This is a genomic window from Aeromonas rivipollensis, assembly GCF_010974825.1.
GTDB classification, from domain to species: Bacteria; Pseudomonadota; Gammaproteobacteria; order Enterobacterales; family Aeromonadaceae; genus Aeromonas; species Aeromonas rivipollensis.
The window spans coordinates 183,769-207,348 of the sequence record NZ_JAAILA010000031.1; the positions used below are offsets into that span (position 1 = coordinate 183,769).

Sequence of the window (23,580 nt, forward strand, 5' to 3'; positions counted from 1 at the left end):
TGGTGATCAGCCTGCAAGCCGCGCCAATACTGGGGTGCAAGCGCTGTTCAAAAAATACCGGTAAAAAAATGTTTCTATAAAAATCAAATAGTTATACGCAGCAGAACAAAACGCTGCTGGCCAGGAACCGGGGATCAAATGGGGAGTGCGCCGCGAGGGACGGCTTGTGCATTAAAATTGGCAGAGGAAAGCACTAAAGTGGATAACTTGCACCGAGATGGTGAGGAATTGGCTCCCCCGACTGGACTTGAACCAGTGACATACGGATTAACAGTCCGCCGTTCTACCGACTGAACTACGGGGGAACATCAGGCAAGGAGGAGCATCATACAGAGGTCGCATTTCGGGGTCAATAGCCGTCAGGGGCCGAGAGCGGATACCCAGGCCCGTCAACTCGGGGTACACTGCTCTCTTGCCGTTTTTTGTCGGGAGTCGTCATGAATAAGCCTTTCAAGCTGGCCAGCCAGTTTCAACCCGCGGGGGATCAGCCTGCGGCCATCGCCCGCCTGCTCGATGGCATAGAGTCCGGCCTCGCTCATCAGACTCTGCTCGGGGTGACTGGATCGGGCAAGACCTTCACCATGGCCAACGTCATCGCCACCCTGAACCGCCCGACCATGATACTGGCTCCCAACAAGACCCTGGCTGCCCAGCTCTATGGGGAGATGAAGGAGTTCTTCCCCGAGAACTCGGTGGAGTACTTCGTCTCTTATTACGACTATTACCAGCCGGAAGCCTATGTGCCGACCACGGACACCTTTATAGAGAAGGATGCCTCCATCAACGATCACATCGAGCAGATGCGATTGTCGGCCACCAAGGCGCTGCTGGAGCGGCGCGACGTGGTGATCGTCGCCTCGGTATCGGCCATCTATGGTCTGGGGGACCCCCAGGCCTACCTCAGCATGATGCTGCATCTCAAGGTGGGGGATGTGATCAACCAGCGGGACATACTGCGCCGCCTCGCCGAGCTGCAATACACCCGCAACGACGTGGCGTTTAGCCGCGGCACCTTCCGGGTGCGGGGGGAGGTGATCGACATCTATCCTGCCGAATCGGACAAGCTGGCCCTGCGGGTGGAGCTGTTTGACGAGGAGGTGGAGCGCCTCTCCCAGTTCGATCCCCTGACCGGTGCCATAGAGCAGACTGTGGTGCGCTACACCATCTACCCCAAGACCCACTACGCCACGCCGAGAGAGACCATACTGGGCGCCATCGATCACATCAAGGAAGAGCTCAAGGGACGCCGCGAGCAGCTGTTGTCCCTGAACAAGCTGGTGGAAGAGCAGCGCATCAGCCAGCGTACCCAGTTCGACATCGAGATGATGCAGGAGTTGGGGTACTGCTCCGGCATCGAGAACTACAGCCGCTATCTGTCAGGGCGTGCCCCCGGCGAGCCGCCGCCCACCCTGTTTGACTACCTGCCGGGGGATGGTTTGCTCATCATCGACGAGTCCCACGTCACAGTGCCGCAGATAGGCGCCATGTTCAAAGGGGACAGATCCCGCAAAGAGACCCTGGTGGAGTACGGCTTCCGGCTTCCCTCGGCGCTCGACAACAGGCCGCTGAAGTTTGACGAGTTCGAGGCCCTGATGCCCCAGACTGTGTTCGTCTCGGCGACCCCTGGCCCCTACGAGCTGGAAAAATCCGGCGGCGATGTTGTGCAGCAGGTGGTGCGCCCCACCGGCTTGCTCGATCCTGTCATCGAGGTACGCCCCGTCACCACCCAGGTGGACGACTTGCTATCCGAGATCCGGTTGCGGGTGGCGGTGGAGGAGCGGGTGCTGGTCACCACCCTCACCAAGCGGATGGCGGAGGATTTGACCGAATATCTGGCGGATCACGACGTGCGGGTGCGTTACCTGCATTCGGACATAGACACAGTGGAGCGGGTGGAGATCATTCGCGATCTGCGCCTCGGCAAGTTCGACGTGCTGGTGGGCATCAACCTGCTGCGGGAAGGGCTCGACATGCCGGAGGTGTCCCTGGTGGCCATCCTGGATGCGGACAAGGAGGGCTTCCTGCGCTCCACCCGCTCCCTCATCCAGACCATAGGCCGCGCCGCCCGCAACCTCAACGGCAAGGTCATTCTCTACGGCGACACCATCACCAACTCCATGAAGGTGGCCATAGAAGAGACCGAACGGCGCCGTGCCTTGCAGCACGCCCACAACCTGGAGCACGGCATCACGCCAACAGGCCTCAACAAGTCGGTGGGGGATGTGATGGACATGGGGGGGAGCCGGACTGCCGGCAAACCGGGTAGGGGCGGTCGCAAGGCGGCCGAGCCGCAAGGGGAGTACCATGCCCGCTCCGCCAGCGAGATCGCCAAAGAGATCAAGCGGATGGAGGAGCAGATGTTCCAGCATGCCCGGGATCTGGAGTTCGAGCAGGCCGCCGCCATGCGGGATCAGATCCAGCGGCTGCGCGGCGAGTTGATCGAATCATGAGTGGCAAGCGCTGGCTGATCTGGCGGCGCTTGCGCCGCCTCTATGCCGGTTTTCGCCACCCGGACACCCCCTGGTGGGCCAAGGGGCTGGTGATCCTCATCCTCGTCTATGGCATCAGTCCGGTGGATCTCATCCCGGATCTGGTGCCCTTCGTTGGCTGGCTCGACGACGTCAGCCTGCTGCTGTTGCTGCTCTGGGGGTGGGAGTCCTGCCTGCCCGCAACGGTCAGGAAGGGGCTGGATACCCTGGAATGAGGGGAGAGGCGATGCCGCAGATTGTCGGGCGCAAGGCATTGGCGTAGACTCCACGCCGTTCACTTCATGGGTATGAGAAAATGGATCTGATCCTGTTTGCAATCGACTTTATTCTGCACGTTGACGTGCACCTGAAAGAGCTGTTCGAGCACTATGGCATCTGGGTTTATGCCATCCTGTTCCTCATCATCTTCTGTGAGACCGGCCTGGTGGTGACCCCCTTCCTGCCCGGCGATTCCCTGCTGTTTGCCGCAGGCGCCCTCACAGTGGGAAGCGTGCTGGACGTGCACACCCTTGCGGGGGTGCTGATCATCGCCGCCGTGCTCGGCAACGTGGTGAACTACACCATAGGCCACTTCTTCGGGGATCAGCTGTTTCGCAATCCCGATTCGAAGATCTTCCGCCGCGACTATCTGGTCAAGACCCATGCCTTCTATGCCAAGCATGGGGGCAAGACCATCATCATCACCCGTTTCCTGCCCATAGTGCGTACCTTTGCCCCCTTCGTGGCCGGCATGGGAGCCATGACCTACCCGCGCTTCCTGGCGTTCAACCTGATTGGCGGCTTGCTGTGGGTGTTGTCGTTCGTCTACGCGGGCCACTTCTTCGGCAACCTGCCGGTGGTGCGTCACAACTTCACTCTGCTCATCTTCGGCATCATCGGCATCTCGCTGCTGCCCATGGTCGTTGGCATGGTGAAGGCCAGGATGAACACCGCCAGGGCAAGTTGAGGATGTGCTAAAGAAGGCCGCGTGCTGCAGAGCCTGCGATCACAAGAAAGGGGAGCCACAGTGGCTCCCCTTTTCGTTATCCAAGCTTGTCACTGTCTGTGCCCGGCATGGCTGGTTTGGCTGCAACAACGGTAAACAGTACTTGGGCAGTGAGCACTACAAACAGCGGCTGGCGGCGAAGATGGCCACCAGCCAGATGACAGGGGCATGGAGAAACAGGACCGACTTGGATGGCTGACACCGCTGATTGAAAAGGGAGCCAATGGCTCCCTTTTTGTATGCGTCATATATGGCGGCGTCAGCTTCAGTTGCAGCAACGGCCCTTGACCAGGTTGCCGATGGCGACCACCGCAAATACCAGCAGGTAGGCGGCTAAGCTGGCCACCAGCCAGATGACAGGGGCATGGATAAACGGGATCGACTTGGATGGCTGACACCGCTGATTGAAAAGGGAGCCAATGGCTCCCTCTTTGTATGCGTCATATATGGCGGCGTCAGCTTCAGTTGCAGCAGCGGCCCTTGACCAGGTTGCCGATGGCGACCACAGCAAACACCAGCAGGTAGACGGCTAAGCTGGCCACCAACCAGATGACAGGGGTTTGGAGAGACGGGATTGGCTTGGGTGGCTGACACCGCTGATTGAAAAGGGAGTCGATGACTCCCTTTTGTATGCGTCATATATGGCGGCGTCAGCTTCAGTTGCAGCAACGGCCCTTGACCAGGTTGCCGATGGCGACCACAGCAAACACCAGCAGGTAGGCGGCGAAGATGGCCACCAGCCACTGCGGCATGGAGAAACTCAGGAACTGCCAGCTGATCTCGCTGCAATCGCCGTCCGGGAAGAAGAGCCAGGGCACCCACTTGTCGAGGGGAGCCCAGCTTGGGAAATCGACGAAGCCTTCGCACACATTGAAGGGGGAGGGGTTCACCTGGTAATCCACATGCTTGAGCGCCAGTTTCAGGCCCCAGAATGAGCTGTAGCCCCACAGCAGCATGGCGCTCCAGCGGAGATACCACTTCTCTGGTGCCACCATGCCGAGCAGGCCGGCAGCGAACACCCCTAGGATGGCGATCCGCTCATAGATGCACATCACGCAAGGGTGCAGACCCAACACATGCTGGAAGAAGAGGGCGCACAGCTCGAAGCAGAGGGCGGACGCGGCCAGCAAGCCCCAGGCCAGACGGTGGCTGGCAATACGGCGAAGAAACTCGATCATCTGATTGATCTCACAGAGAAAAATAGTGGCTGAATTAGAGCAGAGCCCTACTTAAAAAGAAAGGGGCCTAATGGCCCCTAGCATCATCAGTGTGCCGCTGGTACCAGGGTCGGCACGGCGCCACCCTGCGTCAGCCAGCCAGCCTGGTAGAACCATTCGGTGGCAGGGGCGAGCAGTTGCTCCACCGCAAAGAAACCCACCAGCCCCAGCACCAGGGTGTAGGGCAGGGCCATCCACACCATGCGGCCATAGGAGAGGCGCAGCAGCGGCGCCAGCGCCGAGGTCAGCATGAACAGGAAGGCTGCCTGGCCATTGGGGGTGGCCACCGACGGCAGGTTGGTCCCGGTGTTGATGGCCACTGCCAGCAGATCGAAATGCTCGCGGCTGATGGCGCCATTGAGCAGGGCGGTCTTCACCTCGTTGATGTAGACGGTGCCGACGAAGACGTTGTCGCTCACCATGGAGAGCAAGCCGTTGGCCAGATAGAAGAGGGCGAGCTGATCCTCGGGTTTGGCGGCCAGCACCCACTGGATCACCGGCTTGAACAGCTGTTGATCGATGATCACCGCGACCACGCTGAAGAAGACGGTGAGCAGGGCAGTGAAGGGCAGCGCCTCATGGAAGGCCTTGCCGAGGGCATGCTCCTCGGTGACGCCGGTGAAGGACGTCGCGAGCACTATGACGGTCAGGCCGATCAGGCCCACCGCCGCCAGATGCAGTGCCAGTCCTGTGATGAGCCAGATGGCGATGGCCGCCTGGACCAGCAGCTTGGCCTTCTCTTGCGGGCTGCGCTGGGCATCTTCGTCGCGCTCGTAGGCTTCCATGATGTGGCGCACGGGCTCGGGCAACTTGGTGCCATAACCGAACCAGCGGAACTTCTCCACCAGGATGCAGGTGAGCAGACCGCAGAGGAAGACGGGAAGGGTGACCGGGGCCATGCGAATGGCAAATTCACCGAAATGCCAGCCCGCCTGCTCGCCTATGATGAGGTTCTGGGGCTCGCCGACCAAGGTGCAAACACCCCCCAGGGCAGTGCCGATGGCGGCGTGCATCATCAGGCTGCGCAAAAAGGCGCGGAACTCGTTCAGGTGCTGGCGAGACAGCTCGTCAATGTCCTCGTCATCCTGATGCTGACCCTCAAACTCGTCACGGGAGGCCACCTTGTGATAGATGGCGTAGAAACCGGTGGCGACGCTGATGACCACGGCGATCACCGTCAGGGCGTCGAGGAAGGCGGACAAGAAGGCCGACACCAGGCAGAAGGCGAGGGAGAGCAGGGTCTTGGAATGGATGCGGACCAGCATCTTGGTGAAGACGTAGAGCAGCAACTGCTTCATGAAATAGATGCCGGCCACCATGAAGACCAGCAACAGCAGCACTTCGATGTTGGCCACCAGCTCATGTTTGATCTGGTTAGCCGAGGTCATGCCGATGAGCACGGCTTCGATGGCCAGCAGGCCGCCGGGTTGCAGCGGGTAGCACTTGAGCGCCATGGCCAGGGTGAAGATGAACTCGACCACCAGCAACCAGCCAGCCAGGAAGGGATCAATGTGGAAGACGATCGGATTGATCAGCAGGAATATGACGATGGCAATTTTGTACCACCGAGGGGCATTACCCAAAAAATTCTTTGCAAAAGCGCGCCCTAGGCTGATTGGCATAATGATGGTTCTCTGTTCTGTTGTTGGTATCTGCGTCTATGCAGTCGAGCCCGACTCGACCCGAACATCCGGATATTCACCTTTATCAAATTGATTGCACATGATTTTAATCAAGGGAGCGCTAACTATAAATAACGCCGCACTGCTTGCCCAGCGGCGAGGCGTCGATATCACCATCATTTGGTGTTGCTTGGCTCCGGCCATGTCGTCGTATACATATTTTTAACAAAAAGTTCGGGTTAATGTGAGCAGAGGACTGACCTTCTGCTTGCCAGCATTACCGGCTTTGCTATTATTCGTGAGCCTTTTTACGCACTACAACAGAGTCACCACATGGTCATAAAAGCGCAAAGCCCTGCCGGGTTTGCCGAGGAATACATCATCGAGTCCATCTGGAACAATCGCTTTCCTCCAGGATCCATTCTGCCGGCGGAGCGCGAACTGTCCGAGCTGATTGGCGTGACTCGCACTACCTTGCGCGAAGTGCTGCAGCGCCTTGCCCGCGATGGCTGGCTCACCATCCAGCATGGCAAACCGACCAAGGTCAACAACTTCTGGGAGACCTCGGGTCTCAACATCCTGGAGACCCTGGCACGGCTCGATCAGGACAAGGTGCCGGATCTGGTGGCTCAGTTGCTGTCGGCGCGCACCAACATCTGCACCATCTTCATCCGTGGCGCCATTCGCAACAACCCGGAGCAAGCGGCCGAGATCTTGCGCGGGGCCGATGCGGTTGATAATTCCCCGGAGGCGTACGCCGAGTTCGACTATCGCCTGCACCATCAGCTTTCATTTGCTTCCGGCAACCCCATCTATGCCTTGATCCTCAATGGCTTCAAAGGGTTGTACAGCCGCGTCGGGCGTTATTACTTCTCCGACAAGCAGGCGCGCGAGACGGCGGATGCCTACTACAAGACGCTGCTGGGCTTGGCCGAGACCAAGAATCACGAGGCCGTGTTCATGACGGTGCGTCAGTACGGCATAGAGTCAGGCAAGCTGTGGACTCGTCTGCGCCAGGATATGCCGAGCAACCTGTGTGATAACTGATGTGTGTCACAACGAAAAAACGCGCCGAATGGCGCGTTTTTTTATGCTCCTCGCCTGCCCATCAGGTCAGGCTCTTGCGATCCGGGCAACGCCCTATGATGTCGGCGGTGAGCTCGCCGTTATCTTGCTCCAGCACCACATCGAATCCCCACAGCTGGTGCAGATGCTTGAGTACCTCATGGCGCGACTCGCCGAGGGGGATCCGGTTGTGGGGGACATAACGTAGGGTGAGGGAGCGATCTCCCTTCACCGCCACGTTGTAGACCTGAATGTTGGGCTCCAGATTGCTCAGGTTGTATTGGGCCGACAGGGTGTTGCGCACCAGCCGGTAACCCTCCTCGTTGTGGATGGCGGAGACCTTGAGGTAGTTCTTCAGATCGTCGTCATCGATGGCAAACAGCTTCATGTCGCGCATCACCTTGGGGCTGAGGAACTGGCTGATAAAGCTCTCGTCCTTGAAGTTCTGCATGGCGAAGTGCAGGGTGTCGACCCAGTTGGTGCCGGCGTAATCGGGGAACCAGTATCTGTCCTCCTCTGTGGGGTGCTCGCAGATGCGGCGCAGGTCGGTGAACATGGCAAAACCGAGGGCATAGGGGTTGATGCCCGAGTAGTAGCGGCTGTTGTAGGGGGGCTGGTACACCACGTTGGTGTGGCTGTGCAGCACCTCTATCATGAAGCGATCGCTGATCTTCCCCTCGTCATACAGGTGATTGAGGATGGTGTAGTGCCAGAAGGTTGCCCAGCCCTCGTTCATCACCTGGGTCTGTTTCTGCGGATAGAAGTACTGGCTGATCTTGCGCACTATGCGCACCACCTCCCGCTGCCAGGGCTCCAGCAGAGGGGCGTTTTTCTCGATGAAGTAGAGGATGTTCTCCTGAGGCTCGGGCGGATAGCGCCTGTCCTCGATACCGGCTGCCTTGTGCTGCTTGGGCAGGGTGCGCCAGAGCTCGTTGACCTGGGTCTGCAGGTAATCTTCTCGTGCCTTCTGGCGCCGCTTCTCCTCAGCCAGGGAGATCTTCTGGGGCCGCTTGTAGCGATCCACCCCGTAGTTCATCAGGGCATGGCAGGAGTCGAGCAGCCGTTCCACGGCATCAATCCCGTGTTTCTCCTCGCATTCGGTGATGTAGTTCTTGGCAAACAGCAGGTAGTCGATGATGGAGGAGGCATCGGTCCAGGCCTTGAACAGGTAGTTGTTCTTGAAAAAGGAGTTATGGCCATAGCAGGCGTGGGCCATCACCAGAGCCTGCATCGGCATGGTGTTCTCTTCCATCAGGTAGGCGATGCAGGGATCCGAGTTGATGACGATCTCATAGGCCAAGCCCATCTGGCCGCGCTTGTAGTTGCGTTCGGTGTGGATGAAACGCTTGCCGAATGACCAGTGCTGGTAGCCGATGGGCATGCCCACGCTAGAGTAGGCATCCATCATCTGCTCGGCGGTGATGACCTCGATCTGGTTGGGATAGGTATCCAGCCGATAAAACTTGGCAACCCGGGCTATCTCCTGGTGATAGGTCTCCAGCAGATCGAAGTTCCAGTCAGGCCCATCATCCAGCGGCGCTATTTTTCTCGCGGTTTCTACCATATGTGCTCCCTCAAGCCGCTTGCTTCTTGAACAACTCCCGGAACACCGGATAGATGTCCTCTACCTTGCGAATGTGCTCCATCGCGAAGTGGGGGTAGTGGTCGGCCACCGACTCATATTCGTGCCACAGGGTCTGGTGAGCGCGGGTGGTGATCTCGATGTAGGAGTAGTAGCGCACCCGCGGCATGATGTCGCGCATCAGTATCTCCCGGCACTGGGGCGAGTCATCCGCCCAGTTGTCGCCATCGGACGCCTGCGCCGCATAGATGTTCCACTGGTTGGCAGGGTAACGCTCGTTGATGATGTCGTTCATCATCTTGAGGGCGCTGGAGACTATGGTGCCGCCGGTCTCCTGGGAGTAGAAGAACTCGTGTTCGTCAACCTCCTTGGCCTGGGTGTGGTGGCGAATGTAGACCACCTCTACGTTTTTGTAGGTCCGGCTCAGGAACAGATAGAGCAGGATGTAGAAACGCTTGGCCATCTCCTTGGTGGCTTGATCCATGGAGCCGGAGACATCCATCAGGCAGAACATTACTGCCTGACTGGAGGGCACAGGCCGTTTGACGAAGTTATTGAACTTGAGATCGAAGGTGTCGATGAAGGGCACCGCCTCGATCCGTCGTTTCAGCTCCCTGATCTCTTTTTCGAGCTGTGCCATCTCGGCAAAATGTTCGTTGGGATCGAGAGCCAGCAGGGCCAGCCGCTCCTCCAGCTCACGCACCAGGCGCTTCTTGCCCGCCTGCAGCGCCATGCGACGCGCCAGCGAGTTTTGCAGCGAGCGCACCACGTTGATGTTGGCAGGCACTCCGTTGGAGGTGTAGCCCGCGCGGTAGGTTTTCATCTCCATCAGCTGGTTGAGCTGGGTCTTCTGCAGCCGTGGCAGCTCCAGATCCTCAAACAGCAGGTCCAGGTACTCGTCTTTCGAGATCTGGAACACGAAGTCGTCTGCTCCCTCTCCCTGATCAGAAGCCTGTCCTTCGCCCCCGCCCTGACCGCTGCCCCCTCCCTTGGGTCTGTCAATCTTGTCACCGGAGACGAACTGATCGTTGCCCGGGTGCACCATCTCCCGTTTGCCGCCTTGGCCTTGATGGAAATGGGGCTCACCGATGTCCTTGGTCGGGATGCTGATGCTCTCGCCCTTGTCTACGTCCTGAATGCTGCGCTTGGAGACAGCATCCGAGACCGCTTGTTTGATCTGCTTCTTGTAGCGGCGGATGAAGCGCTGCCGATTGACAGCGCTTTTGTTTTTGCCGTTGAGCCTGCGGTCGATAAAATGCGCCATAACTCCCCCTTGAACACGGCAGGGTCAGGATGACTTGCGTACCCTGAGATACCATTCGGAGAGCAGGCGTACCTGTTTGCGGGTGTAGCCCTTCTCCATCATCCGTTCGACAAAGTTATCGTGCTTCTTCTGCTCCTCGGCCGAGGTTTTGCTGTTGAAGGAGATAACCGGCAGCAGCTCTTCCGTGTTGGAGAACATCTTCTTCTCGATCACGGTGCGCAGCTTCTCGTAACTGGTCCAGTTGGGGTTACGGCCTGCATTGTTGGCCCGTGCACGCAGCACGAAATTGACGATCTCGTTGCGAAAATCTTTCGGGTTGCTGATCCCGGCCGGTTTTTCAATCTTCTCCAGCTCGCTGTTGAGCGATGCCCGATCAAACAACTGGCCGGTCTCGGGGTCACGGTACTCCTGATCCTGGATCCAGAAGTCGGCGTAGGTGACGTAGCGATCGAAGATGTTCTGCCCGTACTCTGAATACGACTCGAGGTAGGCGGTCTGGATCTCCTTGCCGATGAATTCCACGTAGCGCGGAGTCAGATAGCCCTTGATGAACTCAAGGTAGCGATCGTGCAGCTCCTGCGGAAACTGCTCGCGCTCTATCTGCTGCTCCAGCACATAGAAGAGGTGCACCGGGTTGGCCGCCACTTCCGCATGGTCGAAGTTGAAGACGCGGGAGAGGATCTTGAACGCAAAGCGGGTGGAGAGGCCGTTCATGCCCTCGTCGACGCCAGCGTAGTCGCGATACTCCTGATAGCTCTTGGCCTTGGGATCCGTGTCCTTGAGGCTCTCGCCGTCATAGACTCGCATCTTGGAGTAGAGGCTGGAGTTTTCCGGCTCCTTGAGTCGTGACAATACAGAGAACTGGCCCAGCAGCTCCAGGGTGCCCGGGGCGCACTTGGCCTCGGTCAGCTCGCTGTTGAACAGTAGTTTCTCGTAGATCTTCACCTCTTCCGAGACACGCAGGCAGTAGGGCACCTTGACGATGTAAACCCGGTCGAGGAAGGCCTCGTTGTTCTTGTTGTTACGGAACTGCTGCCACTCGGATTCGTTGGAGTGGGCCAGCAGGATGCCGTCGAAGGGGAGGGCAGAGAGCCCCTCGGTGCCGTTGTAGTTTCCTTCCTGAGTCGCGGTCAGTAAGGGGTGCAATACCTTGATGGGGGCCTTGAACATCTCCACGAACTCCATCATCCCCTGGTTCGCCTTGCACAGCGCGCCTGAGTAGGAGTAGGCATCGGCATCATCCTGGGCATAGTGCTCCAGCATGCGGATGTCGACCTTGCCCACCAGGGAGGAGATGTCCTGGTTGTTGTCATCGCCGGGTTCTGTTTTAGCGATGGCGATCTGATCCAGGATGGAGGGGTTGACCTTCTCCACCTTGAACTTGGTGATGTCACCGCCAAACTCGTGCAGCCGCTTGGCCGCCCAGGGAGACATGATGGGCCTCAGGTAGCGGCGCGGTATGCCGTACTCTTTTTCCAGGATCTCGCCGTCCTCTTCGATGTCGAACAGGCAGAAGGGGTGGTCGTTGACCGGCGATCCCTTGATGCGATAGATGGGCACTTTTTGCATCAGGGACTTGAGTTTCTCGGCCAGCGAGGATTTGCCGCCGCCAACGGGACCCAGCAGGTAGAGGATCTGTTTCTTCTCTTCCAGCCCTTGGGCGGAGTGCTTGAGGTAGGAGACGATCTGCTCGATCGCCTCTTCCATGCCATAGAAGTCTTTGAAAGCGGGATAGCGTGCGACGACGCGGTTGGAAAAGAGGCGGCTGAGGCGCGGATTGACGGAGGTGTCGATCATTTCCGGTTCGCCGATGGCAACCAGCAGTCGTTCGGCGGCGGAGGCGTAGCAGGATTTGTCCTGTTTGCACATATCCAGAAACTCCTGGATGCTGTACTCCTCCTCTCTGGCCTTCTCATACCGCTGTTGATAGTGCTCGAAGATGCCCATAACTTAGCCCTCGTTATAGTCGCTTACCCTGAAAAAGAGTGGATCACTACTTTTGTTCTGTTTACCTCTTAAGCCTAGTCAACAGCCCCCAGTAATCCATCGCCATCATTGGTTTAAGTTTGTACGGGAGCTTCCCGATCCTAATGCGGGAAGAGGCAGCCAATGACATCTCTATGTTACTGACTGTTAAATTATTTTTGCCACGACAGTGATGCAAATGTCAAAGACATAAAAAATAAATGTTTGTGTGGCAGGGGCAGAAAATGATGGCTCCCCGGTTTGTGGAATTGAAGTGCAGGCGGGGCAAGGGCGGCAGGGGAGAAGAGGTGAAATATGGTGACGCTTACGTTAACGTAATGGCCGTTGTTTGGTGTTAAAGCTCTAATTTTTACATTGACGCTACATTCTGGCTGCTCTAGATTGGCCCTGTGTCGAGCAGTCATCGCTTTAGCAAGAGAGTGGGTGATTGTGCAGATACTAAGCTCTGTTTAAGCACGTTTCCGTTGGCTTGACCCTCGCATCCGCGAGGGTCTTATTTTTTCAGCGTCCGGCAAGCTGGTGATCAAGATTCGGCAGGATAGATCGCCGTCACCGCCGCCAGCACCTCGGCGAAGGGATGGGCCGCCAACTGGCCAAAACCGGCCAGGTTTCTCGCCTTGGTCCGGGTGGTCAGGGGGGTGGCGATACCACACAGGAAGCGGGTCAGGATCCGGGGATGGCGCTGGTGACACAGGGCAATCAGAGGATCGCACCAGGCGCGCAAGCCGTGCTCGTTGGGCAAGCCCTGCGGCGGCAACGGCGGCAGCACGGCTATCTCCCCCCGGCAGACGGAGCAGTGCCCGCACTGCTCGGGCGCCTCTTCATCGGCAAAATAGCGGGCCAGCTCATGGCTCAGGCAGCGGCTCGAGGTAAAGAACCCCAGCAGGGCCTGGAGTCGGGCCAGCTCGCTCTGCTCTTTCTTTTCAAACAGTCCATGCAGCTCTTCGGCCAGTGCCGTCGGGTCGATATGCTGGCGCACGACCCGATATACCTCCGTCATCTGCTTGCTTTCCAGCTCTATCCAGCCCTGCTGCTGCAGATAGTCCAGCGCGGCGGCGGCTCTTTGCCGTTCCCCCTGATAACCCTGCCACAGCGCATCGAAATCCATGGTACACCAGCTGCGCGCCTGGGGAGCACAGGCAAACAGTTGCTCCAGGAACTGGCGGCGATCGGGGTTGAAGCGGGCCAGGATCTCCCGTTTTTCCAGCACGAACTTGAAGCGGTACTCGGCAAAGTAGCTGTAGGCCGGGGCAATGATCCCCGCCATCTCCAGATAGACCAGCAGTGTCTTGAGGGGGAGCTGGCGAATGTTGGTCTCGTTGGAGAGGCGCAGCAGACCAAATTCCCACTCGGCCCCGCTCTGTTGCAGGATCTGGAGCAAGCTCAGGATGGCGTCCCTGTCCGGGGTATCCCCATAGACGAAGTTTTCCAGCACAGGCAACTGGGCGCGGCTCGCCAGCACCATGCAGCGGGAGGGGAGGCCATCACGTCCGGCGCGGCCTATCTCCTGGCTGTAGTTCTCGATGGATTTGGGCAGATCGTAGTGAATGACACGGCGGATATCGGCCTTGTCGATGCCCATGCCAAAGGCGATGGTGGCGACGATGCAGTCGAGTCGGCCGGCCATGAAGTCGTGCTGGATCTGGCTGCGCAGGGCAGGATCCAGCCCCGCATGATAGGCACAGGCGCGGATGCCGATGGCCTGCAACTGATCGGCACACTGCTGCGCGCTGTGCTGCAGGGTGACGTAGACGATGGTGGGGGCCGCGGGATCGCGGCGCAACTCGTCACGCAGCCAGCCATCGCGGGCACTGCCAGCCAGCGGAATGACGGCGAGATCCAGATTGGGGCGATAGAAGCCTGTCACTACCAGATCCTCGGCCTCGATGGCAAATTTGGCCTGCATGTCTGCCATGACCGCCGGAGTGGCGGTGGCGGTGAGCAGCAGTACCTGAGGAATGGCCAGATCGCGGCGATGGTCCGGCAGCTTCAGATAGTCGGGCCGAAAATTGTGACCCCATTCCGAGATGCAGTGCGCCTCATCCACCACCAGCAGGGAGAGCGGCACCTGGGCGATGAAGCGGCGAAAGCGCTCGTTCTTGAGGCGCTCCACCGAGATCATCAGGATCTTGAGCTGGCCGTCACTGGCCTGCTGCATCACCCGGCGGCTCTCCTCGGGGGTCTGGCTGGAGTCCAGGGTCGCGGCGGCAATCCCCTTGCGCTGCAAGAAGGCGAGCTGATCGTGCATCAGCGCCAGCAGGGGGGAGATGACCAGGGTCAGATGGGGCAGTGCCAGCGCGGGCAACTGATAGCAGAGGGACTTGCCTGCGCCGGTCGGGAAGATGGCCGCCGCACTCTTGCCGGCCAGCAGGCGGCTGATCACCGCTTCCTGGCCGGGTCGCAGCCGATCGAAGCCGAAGTGTCGGGTCAATAAAGAGGTGATCATGGCAACAGACTCCAGTGCAAAGTGAGCGGCATGATACCACTGTCGCCCCCACATCGGCCGATGATCGGACTGGTTTGGTGACAATTCGACCGTGGTTGATATTGTGTTATCACATTGTTGTAGATTTTTTGTGAGGTAACCCTGATATTTTTCAGTGATTATGTGGAAAAAAACGGTGGCAGATGGGATATTCCTTGTCCGCAACACCACGCGTACTGGACAGATCCAGAAGAAGGTTTGCCAACGGCACCACCGTCCACAGGCCGGTGTCAATGCGCGCGGCAGGTTGCCAACAGGACTAATGATTCACGCACCATGAGTGCACAGGGACTATTTGATGACACAACAACACCCCCTCATAAAACTGGTCAACAGCACCAGTCTGGTTAGCCAGATCCTGGTCGGTCTGGTATTCGGTATCCTCCTTGCCATGTTCATGCCTGAATGGGCCAAGGCGGCGGGTCTGCTTGGCAGCCTGTTCGTCGGTGCCCTGAAGGCGGTCGCCCCGCTGCTGGTCTTCGTGCTGGTGATGTCGGCGATCATCGGTCACAAGCAGGGTCAGAAGACCAACATGAAGCCGATCTTGCTGCTCTATGTGCTGGGGACCTTCCTCGCAGCCGTGGTGGCCGTGATGGCGAGCTTCCTGTTCCCCTCCAACCTGCATCTGGTGGCCAGCAGCGCGGAGATCACCCCGCCGGGCGGCATCACCGAGGTACTGCAGACCCTGCTGTTCAACGTGGTGACCAACCCGGTGAAGGCGCTGCTGGATGCCAACTACATAGGTATCCTGGCCTGGGCCATCGGCCTTGGCATCGCCATGCGTCACGCGGGTGACAGCACCAAGGCGCTGATCACCGACCTGTCCCACGGGGTTTCCAGCATCGTCAGAGCTGTGATCCGCTGTGCGCCGCTCGGCATCCTGGGTCTGGTGGCATCCACCCTGGCCGAGACAGGTTTCGATGCCCTGTTTGGCTATGCCCAGCTGCTGGTGGTGCTGATCGGCTGCATGCTGTTCATCGCCTTCGTGGTCAACCCGCTCATCGTGTTCTGGAAGATCAAGCGCAACCCCTATCCGCTGGTGCTGACTTGCCTGAAAGAGAGTGGCGTGACCGCCTTCTTCACCCGCAGCTCCGCCGCCAACATTCCGGTCAACATGGCGCTGGCCGAGAAGCTGCGTCTGCCGGAAGACACCTATGCTGTCTCCATTCCGCTGGGTGCCACCATCAACATGGCCGGTGCCGCCATCACCATCACTGTGCTCTCCATGGCAGCGGTGCACACCCTGGGGATGGAAGTGGATCTGGCTACCGCCATTCTGCTCTCCGTGGTCGCCACCGTCAGCGCCTGTGGCGCCTCCGGCGTGGCCGGCGGTTCCCTGCTGCTGATCCCGCTGGCGTGCAGTCTGTTTGGCATCAGCAACGACATCGCCATGCAGGTCGTCGCCGTTGGCTTCATCATAGGGGTGCTGCAGGATTCCGCCGAGACGGCCCTCAACAGCTCCACCGACGTGCTGTTTACCGCAGCCGCTTGCATGGCCGAGGATGAGAGCCTGCTGGACGCCGCCCCGGTCCCCAGCCGCGAAGCCTGATCCCCTTAGCTTTTCCCTAAATACTGGCGCCCTCTTCGGAGGGCGCTTTTTATTGCCTGCGATCTTGTGTCAGCGACACTTGTCCCTTCCTTAATCCAATCTGCTCGCTACCGCTGTGGGCCTCTCGTCCATGGGAGGACGCGCCTGCTGGTGAGGGCGGTCGCGCCTATCTCCTCTGGCAAGAAGGGCCGCAGGCGCGGCTGGGGTCGATAGGCTCTTGCCCGAATGGGCAGTCAGCCGCTGCGTCGCCATAGCGGCAAAGCACCAAGGCTCGTCAGCGGGCATATGGGCGCCGGGCTGGCGCATCAGGGCTCTCGTTCTGTGTCGCCGCATCGGATCGTGGGCGAACGACGACATCCCGCGTATCGGGTGCAAACCCAGGCCCCTGAGGGGCGGCCCTGGTGGCACCATGCTGGCGCGGCATCGCATCCATCGCCCGGCAAAGGGCTGGCGAAGGTCAGAAGGGAAAGTGAGCGGGGATACGGGTCACTCGGCAGCAAGGGGCTACCAGGCTGTCATCCCTGCTTTTCGCCCAAGGGGGGGCGTGGGGAGAGGGGCAGATTGCACGGGCGGCAACGCAGCGGGGGAAACGACTGGGGGAGGGCGCTTGATACGGAAGATGGTCTTGATCCTGGCCCTTGCAGGGGCCCCGGGGCAGAGCAATGAAAACAGCCCGGCACGCTGTGCCTGCCGGGCTGTGGGTCTCTGGCCGGGCCAGCCGGCGATCCGGTTGACCCTGGCTATCGGGGACGGGGTTAGCCGACCAGCTGATAGAGGATGGCAGAGATGGCGATGAGGCCCATGGTTGCCACGAACACATTGCTGATCTGGCCCTGGTATTTCGCCATGGCCGGGACGCGCTTGATGGCGTACATCGGCATCAGGAACAGTATGGTAGCGATGATGGGGCCACCCAGGGATTCGATCATGCCGAGGATGGAGGGGTTGATCACGGCCACACTCCACAGGGTCAGAATGAAGAAGGCGATGATGAACAGCTCAATCTTCTTGTGGTTCGGCTCTTTGCCGGAGGAGCGCATCTGCTGCATCACCATGCCCTTCAGACCTTCACGGGCACCCAGGTAGTGACCGAAGAAGGAGGAGACGATGGCGACGAAGGCAACCAGCGGGCCGAAGTAGGAGATGAAGGGGCTCGCATGCTGGTTGGCCAGGTAGGAGAGCACGGCAATGTTCTGGGACTTGGCTTCTGCCAGCTGGGCCGGAGTCAGGCTCATCACGCAGGAGAAGACGAAGAACATCACGAAGCCCAGCAGTACGATGGCGGTGCGCTTCAAGATGGCGTCTGACTTGGCGACGGCGTTGTCACCGTGGTCACGGCGCTGGGCCAGGGCGAAGCTGGAGATGGCCGGGCTGTGGTTGAAGGAGAACACCAGCACAGGGATGGTCAGCCACAGAGTGGTGGCGAAATCCTTGGCGGAAGGCACCTGGGCCAGGGCGGCACCTGTCCAGTCCGGGATCAGGTAGAGGGAGATGCCCGCCAGGATGGCGATGAGCGGGTACACCAGGAACTCGGTGACCTTCAGCATCAGCTTCTCACCGGCCAGCATGACCGACATCATGGCCATGATTAGCACTATGGAGAGGATCCAGCGCGGTGGCGCCGTCATCTGCAGCTGGTTGACCAGGAAGCTCTCGACGGTATTGGTGATGCCCACGCCGTAGATCAGCACTATGGGGTAGATGGCGAAGAAGTAGAGCAGGGTGATTAGTTTGCCGGCGCCCACGCCGAAATGCTCTTCCACCACTTCGGTGATATCCGCATTTGGCTTCTTGGAGGAGAGCACGAAGCGCGCCAGGCCACGGTGGGCCAGGTAAGTCATGGGGCCGACCAGCAGCGCCATCACCACCAGTGGCCAGAAGCCACCCATGCCGGCGTTGATGGGCAGGAACAGGATGCCGGCGCCGACGGCGGTGCCGAACAGGCTGATAACCCAGGTGGTGTCTTGTTTGCTCCAACCGCGTGATTGGACCGAGCGGATCCCTTGCTCCTGTGCGGCTGCAACGTCCTGTGCGCCAGTGACAGTATTGGACATGTGTCTCACCCCGAATGTGTGGTTTTAATTAGTCGGCGCAAGAATACTTTTTTTTTAATCAAAAATGTTGATCAGATTCACCTTTATGAGGCTGAAACCCGCACTTTCTTATAGAAATGTGATCAAAAGAATAAATAATCAAAATTTATTTATCATATGCGGTGTTAGTTGAATGTTAAATGGATAATCTTTCACCTCGCCAGGTTATCAATATGTTGTCCTGACAGGTGCTGGGCCAGTTGGCGGATCATGCTGGCGGTGGCCCCCCAGATGAAGGAGTGTTGCCAGGGGATCCAGTAGATGGTGTGGCGCTTGCCCGCCCTTGGGAGGGTCAGGGCTATGTGATGGGCCGGATCCAGCACATGGCTGAGGGGCACCTCGAAGGCCTGCTCCACCTCATCGGGGCTGAGGGCAAGCCGATAGTCGGGGTCTATCATGGCCAGCACCGGCAGGACGTCATACAGGGAGATGGTGTTGAGGGGGGTGAGGCTGCCGATGACCCGGATCTGGGAGGCGGGGATCCCGAGCTCCTCGTGGGTCTCTCGCAGGGCCGTGTGGATCAGGCTCTCATCTTCAGGGTCCTGGCGCCCGCCGGGGAAGCTTATCTGCCCCGGGTGGTGGCGCAGGGTAGGGCTGCGGCGGGTCAGCAACAGATGCAGCCCCTGGGGACGCTCCACCAGGGGGATCAGCACAGCCGCCGGTTTGAGCCCCGCCAGCATCAGGCGGTGGGCGGGGGCGGGGCGCTGCAACAGGAAACGGGTCAGCAGCTCGGTGCGGTTCATCTCGATATCCATCTCGGTCCTGGTCTCCTTGGGGCGGGCGAGGGCAGTCACAGGCTCATTGGCGCAGGGCATCCAGCAGCGGCAGGATGCGGGCCACCTTGTCGTAGGTCTCCTGATATTCGGCGTCCGGGTCTGAGTCGGCGATGATGCCCCCTCCCGCCCAGCAATGGAGCCGGCCGGCCTCGGCTATCAGGGTGCGAATGCAGATGCTGGTGTCCATCCGGCCGTGCTGGCTCAGGTAGCCGATGCTGCCGCAATAGGCGTTGCGTCGCACCGGCTCTAGCTCCTCGATGATCTCCATCGCCCGGATCTTGGGGGCCCCCGTGATGGAGCCGCCAGGGAAACAGGCCCGCAGCAGATCCACCCCCTGCCAGCGCGCATCCAGCTCACCGTGGATGGTGGAGACAAGGTGATGCACGGCGGGGAAGGACTCCACCGCAAACAGGCTAGGCACGCTGACGGAGCCCGGGCGGCTGACCCGGCCTATGTCGTTGCGCAGCAGATCCACGATCATCAGGTTCTCCGATCTGTCCTTGTCGGCACTGGCGAGCGACTCGGCCACTTGTTTATCAGTAGCGGGGTCCGGATGACGGGGCCGGGTGCCCTTGATGGGCTTGGTCTCGATGTGGCGGCCATCGAGCAGCAGGAAGCGCTCGGGGGAGAGGCTCAAAATGGCGCTCTGGGGCAGCCGGACAAAGGCCGAGAAGGGGGCCTTGTTGGCGGCACTGAGGGCGAGATAGGCGGACCACTCGTCCCCGCCATAGGGGGCGCTGAAGCGCTGGGTCAGGTTGATTTGATAGCAATCCCCCGCCGCCAGATAGGCCTGGATGCGGGCGAACTTCTCGCCGTACTCGGCCCGGCTCATGTTGCTCTGCCACTCTCCCTGCAAGGCGAAGGGGGCGCTGGCCTGCGGGGTTTGCGCCGCCAGCCACTGCAATCGTCTGGCGAGCCCGGCCTCATCTCCCCAGTGCACCAGCTGCCAGCGGCCGGTCGCGACCTCCCGCAGCAGTGCCCAGTCGTAGATCCCCACCGCCATGTCGGGTACCTGGATGTCCGCACTGGCCTGAGTGGGCAGACGCTCGAATCGCCGCCCCAGATCGTAGCCAAAGAGCCCCAGGGCACCCCCGATGAAGGGCAGGTCATGTTCATCCTGCACCAGATCCCCCAGCAGGGCCTGCTGGGTGCGGGCGAGCAGGGTGAGGGGATCTTCTTCATGCAGGGTCTGGCTGCCTGCGTGGCGCAGGCTGGTGCTGGCACCCCGGGTCTCCAGGGTGGCGAGCGGATCGGCGCTGATGATGTCAAAGCGGTTGTCGGCGCCCGTTGGGCCTGCCGATTCCAGCAAGATGGCCCAGGCCTGGTGTTGCAAGCGGGCAAACAGGGCGTGAAGCGATGCTTGCGGGTCGAAATGGTGGATATGCAGTCTTGGTTTCATTTTTTGTTACACAGGCAACAGTTTGCACCCAGCTCCCTAGCCGGTTCAGGTGCTCAAGCGTATCATGGCCGCCGGCATTTTTAAGAAAAACACCGTTATAAAAACACGCCGTAGTCGCCGGCTCTGTGCGCATTCGCCGCCTGCCGAAGGCCCGGCTCATATGGAAGCCCTTGCTCGCGCAAGCGACGACAAGGACCAGTGAGGATGATATGAGCATCATTAGAAAACAGGACTTTATCGATTCCATTGCTGACGCCCTGCAGTACATCTCTTTCTACCACCCCCTCGATTTTGTCCATGCCGCCAAGGCTGCCTATGACCGCGAGATCAACCCGGCCGCCAAGGATGCCCTGGCCCAGATCCTGATCAACTCCCGCATGTCTGCCGAAGGGCATCGCCCTCTGTGCCAGGACACCGGCATAGTCACCTGCTTCGTCAAGATCGGCATGCAGGTGCAGTGGGACAGCGACATGACGGTCCAGGAGATGGTGGATGAGGGCACCCGCCGTGCCTACACCAACCCGGACAACCCGCTGCGTGCCAGCGTGCTGGCGGATCCGGCCGGTAGTCGCAAGAACACCAAGGACAACGCCCCTGCCGTGGTGCACATCGACATGATCCCGGGGGACAAGGTGGAAGTGAGCATTGCGGCCAAAGGCGGCGGCTCCGAGAACAAGTCCAAAATGGTGATGCTCAACCCCTCCGACGACGTGGTCGAATGGGTGCTCAAAACCGTGCCGACCATGGGGGCCGGCTGGTGCCCGCCTGGCATGCTGGGGATCGGCATCGGCGGCACCGCCGAGAAGGCGGCCGTGCTCGCCAAGGAAGCCCTGATGGAGCACATCGACATTCAGGAGCTTATCGCCCGGGGTCCAGAGACCACAGAAGAGAAGCTGCGGGTCGAGCTCTATGACAAGGTCAACCGGCTGGGGATTGGTGCCCAGGGTCTGGGCGGCCTCACCACAGTGTTGGACGTGAAGGTCAAATCCGCCCCGACCCATGCCGCCTCCAAGCCGGTGGTGATGATCCCCAACTGCGCCGCCACTCGCCACGTTCACTTCGAGCTCGATGGCTCTGGCCCCGCCGAATTGACTCCGCCGAAGCTGGAAGACTGGCCACAGATCACCCGTGAAGCGGGCGGCAACGTGCGCCGGGTCAATGTTGACGGCATCACCAAGGCCGAACTCGCCAGCTGGAAGAGCGGCGACACAGTGCTGCTCTCCGGCAAGATCCTCACCGGCCGTGACGCGGCCCACAAGCGCATTGCCGACATGCTGAAAAATGGCGAAGGCATGCCGGAAGGGGTCGATTTCACCAACCGCTTCATCTACTACGTCGGCCCGGTCGATGCGGTACGTGACGAAGTGGTCGGCCCGGCCGGCCCCACCACCTCCACCCGGATGGACAAGTTCACCGACATGATGCTGGGTGAAACCGGCCTCATCGGCATGATAGGCAAGTCCGAGCGGGGTCCGAAAACCGTCGAGAGCATCAAGCAGCACCAGGCCGTCTATCTGATGGCCGTGGGGGGCGCCGCCTACCTGGTGGCCAAGGCCATCAAGAAGGCCCGTGTGGTAGCCTTCGCCGATCTGGGAATGGAAGCCATCTATGAGTTCGAGGTGGAAGACATGCCGGTGACAGTGGCGGTCGACTCCCAAGGCAACAATATCCATGAAACCGGCCCGGCCTACTGGTCTGCCAAGATCGCCGAGCTGGATACCAGGCTCGCCTGATCTGGTGCAAGCCCCTGGCGGGGCGCCGGGCAGATAGCAGCCCATCACACAGGCCATATGACAGAAGGCGACCCCAGGGTCGCCTTTCTCGTCTTGGTTACTGCCTGACTGATGCGCGGGGGCGGGGAGCCCTGCCAGCTGGCGCGGGTCGACGTGCCTCAATGGTTCAGGTAGACGTCCTGCCCACCGTAACAAAGGGGGCCACCTTTGGATGGGGTGGGCTCGAAGAAGCGGGTCAGGACCCCGGCACGCTGCCCCAGGGTGCTGAGGCGGCTGCGATCCAGGGCAACCCGTTCGGGCAACCAGGTCAAGACGGCGGCACAATGGCCGTTGGCCAGGCTCTGCTCCAGCAGACGTTGCCAGTTTTTGATCTTGGGGCCGTGGACCACCAGTACCCGGGCGGGGTTGATCCCCTGTGCCTGCAGTTGCTTGGCCACGGGCAGCCCTGGCGGGGCTATGAGCAAAATCCAGCCGCTGTCGCTCTGGCTCAATCTTCCCAGTGCATCCAGCAGCGGGGCTTCATGGAGATCCATGGCCAGTCGATGCTCATGCTCCGCCTTGCCCTGATGGCGGGTGGGCCAAGTGGTGATCACACCGGCAGAGGAGGAGAGTGGGCGATGACTCAGGGGCTGGCTCATATGTGTGTCCTGTATGAATAACCATGCTGTATGCGCATACAGTAGTTCCATCTCATGCCAGTGACAAGGCGTTTGTGATTAAAAATGTGAGCCGACTAACAGGGTTTTTTATTAACCATTTGAATTTAAATACTATTTATATTGATGGTGGGGCGGGTGTTTTTTAACCTGTAGACAAAGCGCGGGTCGGCGCTCATGGTTATACAGTATGTATGGCAAGAGGAGGGACCAAGATGGATGTGAGCACCTTGCAACGGCTGGACGCCAATATTCTGCTCGGGATCATCAACGAGAAGCTGCGGCTGGAGTGCGATGGCCTGGAAGAGTTGCTGGCTTACTACGACATGACGGAGGATCAGCTGGCCACCCGTCTGCAGCAGATTGGTTATCACTACGACCCCATGAGTAACCAGTTCAAGGCCCATGGTTAATTCAGCTCAGGAAGCTGCCCCAATTGGGGCAGCTTCCTTTTATTGCCGCGTTGATACACCAAGCATTGAAAGCGATTTCATCGCCGGCCGAGTTGGCGCTTATTTTCACGTATTTTCAGCCGCTGGCAATCATTGAAAACCTATTCATGAATCCATCTTTTTGAATTTCATTCAATGTTTTGATTTTTAAGGTTATTTTTATTTTGTTCAGGCGGGATATAGGAAAGGGTTTTCATGGTGAAACTGTCATTTTTATACGTTAAAGT

17 protein-coding genes and 1 tRNA gene are annotated in these 23,580 nt (G+C 59.5%); 7 read left to right on the forward strand and 11 right to left on the reverse strand.

The features are described from left to right. Positions 1-229: 229 nt before the first annotated feature. Positions 230-305, reverse strand: a tRNA-Asn gene (locus G4923_RS18015). 132 nt (positions 306-437) lie between these two features. Between G4923_RS18015 and uvrB the strand changes: the two genes are divergently transcribed. The 3 genes from uvrB (at position 438) to G4923_RS18030 (ending at position 3,435) form a co-directional block, all read left to right on the forward strand. Next, positions 438-2,450: an excinuclease ABC subunit UvrB gene (gene uvrB / locus G4923_RS18020; protein WP_106886650.1), complete on the forward strand. Its 2,013-nt coding sequence runs from the start codon at positions 438-440 to the stop codon at positions 2,448-2,450. After that, positions 2,447-2,704 (forward strand): YkvA family protein, encoded by a 258-nt coding sequence (locus G4923_RS18025; protein ID WP_025327135.1) that lies wholly within the window; start codon positions 2,447-2,449, stop codon positions 2,702-2,704. The genes uvrB and G4923_RS18025 overlap by 4 nt, the downstream gene beginning before the upstream one ends. An 80-nt stretch (positions 2,705-2,784) precedes the next feature. Beyond that, positions 2,785-3,435, forward strand: a complete 651-nt coding sequence (locus G4923_RS18030; protein ID WP_106886652.1) for a DedA family protein — start codon at positions 2,785-2,787, stop codon at positions 3,433-3,435. Positions 3,436-4,130: 695 nt separating this feature from the next. Here the strand turns inward: G4923_RS18030 and dsbB are convergent. Both dsbB and nhaB read right to left on the reverse strand, forming a co-directional pair. After that, entirely contained in the window at positions 4,131-4,652 is a 522-nt protein-coding gene (gene dsbB / locus G4923_RS18045) for a disulfide bond formation protein DsbB (RefSeq protein WP_163137879.1), read from the reverse strand. A gap of 86 nt (positions 4,653-4,738) precedes the next feature. Continuing rightward, positions 4,739-6,313 carry a Na(+)/H(+) antiporter NhaB gene (gene nhaB, locus G4923_RS18050; RefSeq protein ID WP_139744303.1) on the reverse strand — a complete coding sequence of 525 codons (1,575 nt, stop codon included), beginning with the start codon at positions 6,311-6,313 and terminating at the stop codon, positions 4,739-4,741. Between the two features lie 333 nt (positions 6,314-6,646). Between nhaB and fadR the strand changes: the two genes are divergently transcribed. Further along, entirely contained in the window at positions 6,647-7,360 is a 714-nt protein-coding gene (fadR, locus tag G4923_RS18055; RefSeq protein ID WP_163137880.1) for a fatty acid metabolism transcriptional regulator FadR, read from the forward strand. A 61-nt stretch (positions 7,361-7,421) separates the two neighbouring features. Here the strand turns inward: fadR and G4923_RS18060 are convergent, their stop codons facing one another. The 4 genes from G4923_RS18060 to G4923_RS18075 form a co-directional block, all read right to left on the reverse strand. Next, a complete protein-coding gene (locus G4923_RS18060) occupies positions 7,422-8,942 on the reverse strand; it encodes a SpoVR family protein (RefSeq protein WP_106886657.1) in 1,521 nt (506 codons plus the stop codon). A 10-nt stretch (positions 8,943-8,952) separates the two neighbouring features. Continuing rightward, a complete protein-coding gene (locus G4923_RS18065) occupies positions 8,953-10,224 on the reverse strand; it encodes a YeaH/YhbH family protein (protein ID WP_163137881.1) in 1,272 nt (423 codons plus the stop codon). A gap of 24 nt (positions 10,225-10,248) precedes the next feature. Beyond that, positions 10,249-12,171, reverse strand: a complete 1,923-nt coding sequence (locus tag G4923_RS18070) for a PrkA family serine protein kinase (RefSeq protein ID WP_005327853.1) — start codon at positions 12,169-12,171, stop codon at positions 10,249-10,251. 562 nt (positions 12,172-12,733) lie between these two features. Further along, on the reverse strand, positions 12,734-14,656 hold the full coding sequence (locus G4923_RS18075; protein ID WP_163137882.1) for a RecQ family ATP-dependent DNA helicase: 1,923 nt from the start codon (positions 14,654-14,656) through the stop codon (positions 12,734-12,736). A 337-nt stretch (positions 14,657-14,993) separates the two neighbouring features. On the opposite strand from G4923_RS18075, the gene sstT reads away from it, so the two are divergent. Next, positions 14,994-16,244: a serine/threonine transporter SstT gene (gene sstT / locus G4923_RS18080; RefSeq protein ID WP_163137883.1), complete on the forward strand. Its 1,251-nt coding sequence runs from the start codon at positions 14,994-14,996 to the stop codon at positions 16,242-16,244. Positions 16,245-16,999: 755 nt separating this feature from the next. On the opposite strand, the gene G4923_RS18085 is transcribed toward sstT, so the two are convergent. The 3 genes from G4923_RS18085 to pabB all read right to left on the reverse strand — a co-directional run bounded on the left by G4923_RS18085 (position 17,000) and on the right by pabB (position 20,512). After that, positions 17,000-18,298 carry an HAAAP family serine/threonine permease gene (locus G4923_RS18085; protein WP_106886661.1) on the reverse strand — a complete coding sequence of 433 codons (1,299 nt, stop codon included), beginning with the start codon at positions 18,296-18,298 and terminating at the stop codon, positions 17,000-17,002. 191 nt (positions 18,299-18,489) lie between these two features. Beyond that, positions 18,490-19,080, reverse strand: coding sequence for a CoA pyrophosphatase (locus G4923_RS18090; protein WP_163137910.1), 591 nt, complete (start codon positions 19,078-19,080; stop codon positions 18,490-18,492). A 55-nt stretch (positions 19,081-19,135) separates the two neighbouring features. After that, the gene (pabB, locus tag G4923_RS18095; RefSeq protein WP_163137884.1) at positions 19,136-20,512 is read right to left on the reverse strand and encodes an aminodeoxychorismate synthase component I; all 1,377 of its coding nucleotides are present in this window, start codon (positions 20,510-20,512) and stop codon (positions 19,136-19,138) included. A gap of 209 nt (positions 20,513-20,721) precedes the next feature. Between pabB and G4923_RS18100 the strand changes: the two genes are divergently transcribed. Beyond that, a complete protein-coding gene (locus tag G4923_RS18100; protein WP_163137885.1) occupies positions 20,722-22,245 on the forward strand; it encodes a fumarate hydratase in 1,524 nt (507 codons plus the stop codon). Between the two features lie 158 nt (positions 22,246-22,403). Here G4923_RS18100 and G4923_RS18105 read toward each other — a convergent pair whose 3' ends face one another. Then, complete coding sequence (locus tag G4923_RS18105) at positions 22,404-22,883, reverse strand: cell division inhibitor (protein ID WP_163137886.1); 480 nt, start codon at positions 22,881-22,883, stop codon at positions 22,404-22,406. 233 nt (positions 22,884-23,116) lie between these two features. On the opposite strand from G4923_RS18105, the gene G4923_RS18110 reads away from it, so the two are divergent. Continuing rightward, positions 23,117-23,314 carry a DUF4250 domain-containing protein gene (locus G4923_RS18110; RefSeq protein WP_005323525.1) on the forward strand — a complete coding sequence of 66 codons (198 nt, stop codon included), beginning with the start codon at positions 23,117-23,119 and terminating at the stop codon, positions 23,312-23,314. Positions 23,315-23,580: the final 266 nt, after the last annotated feature.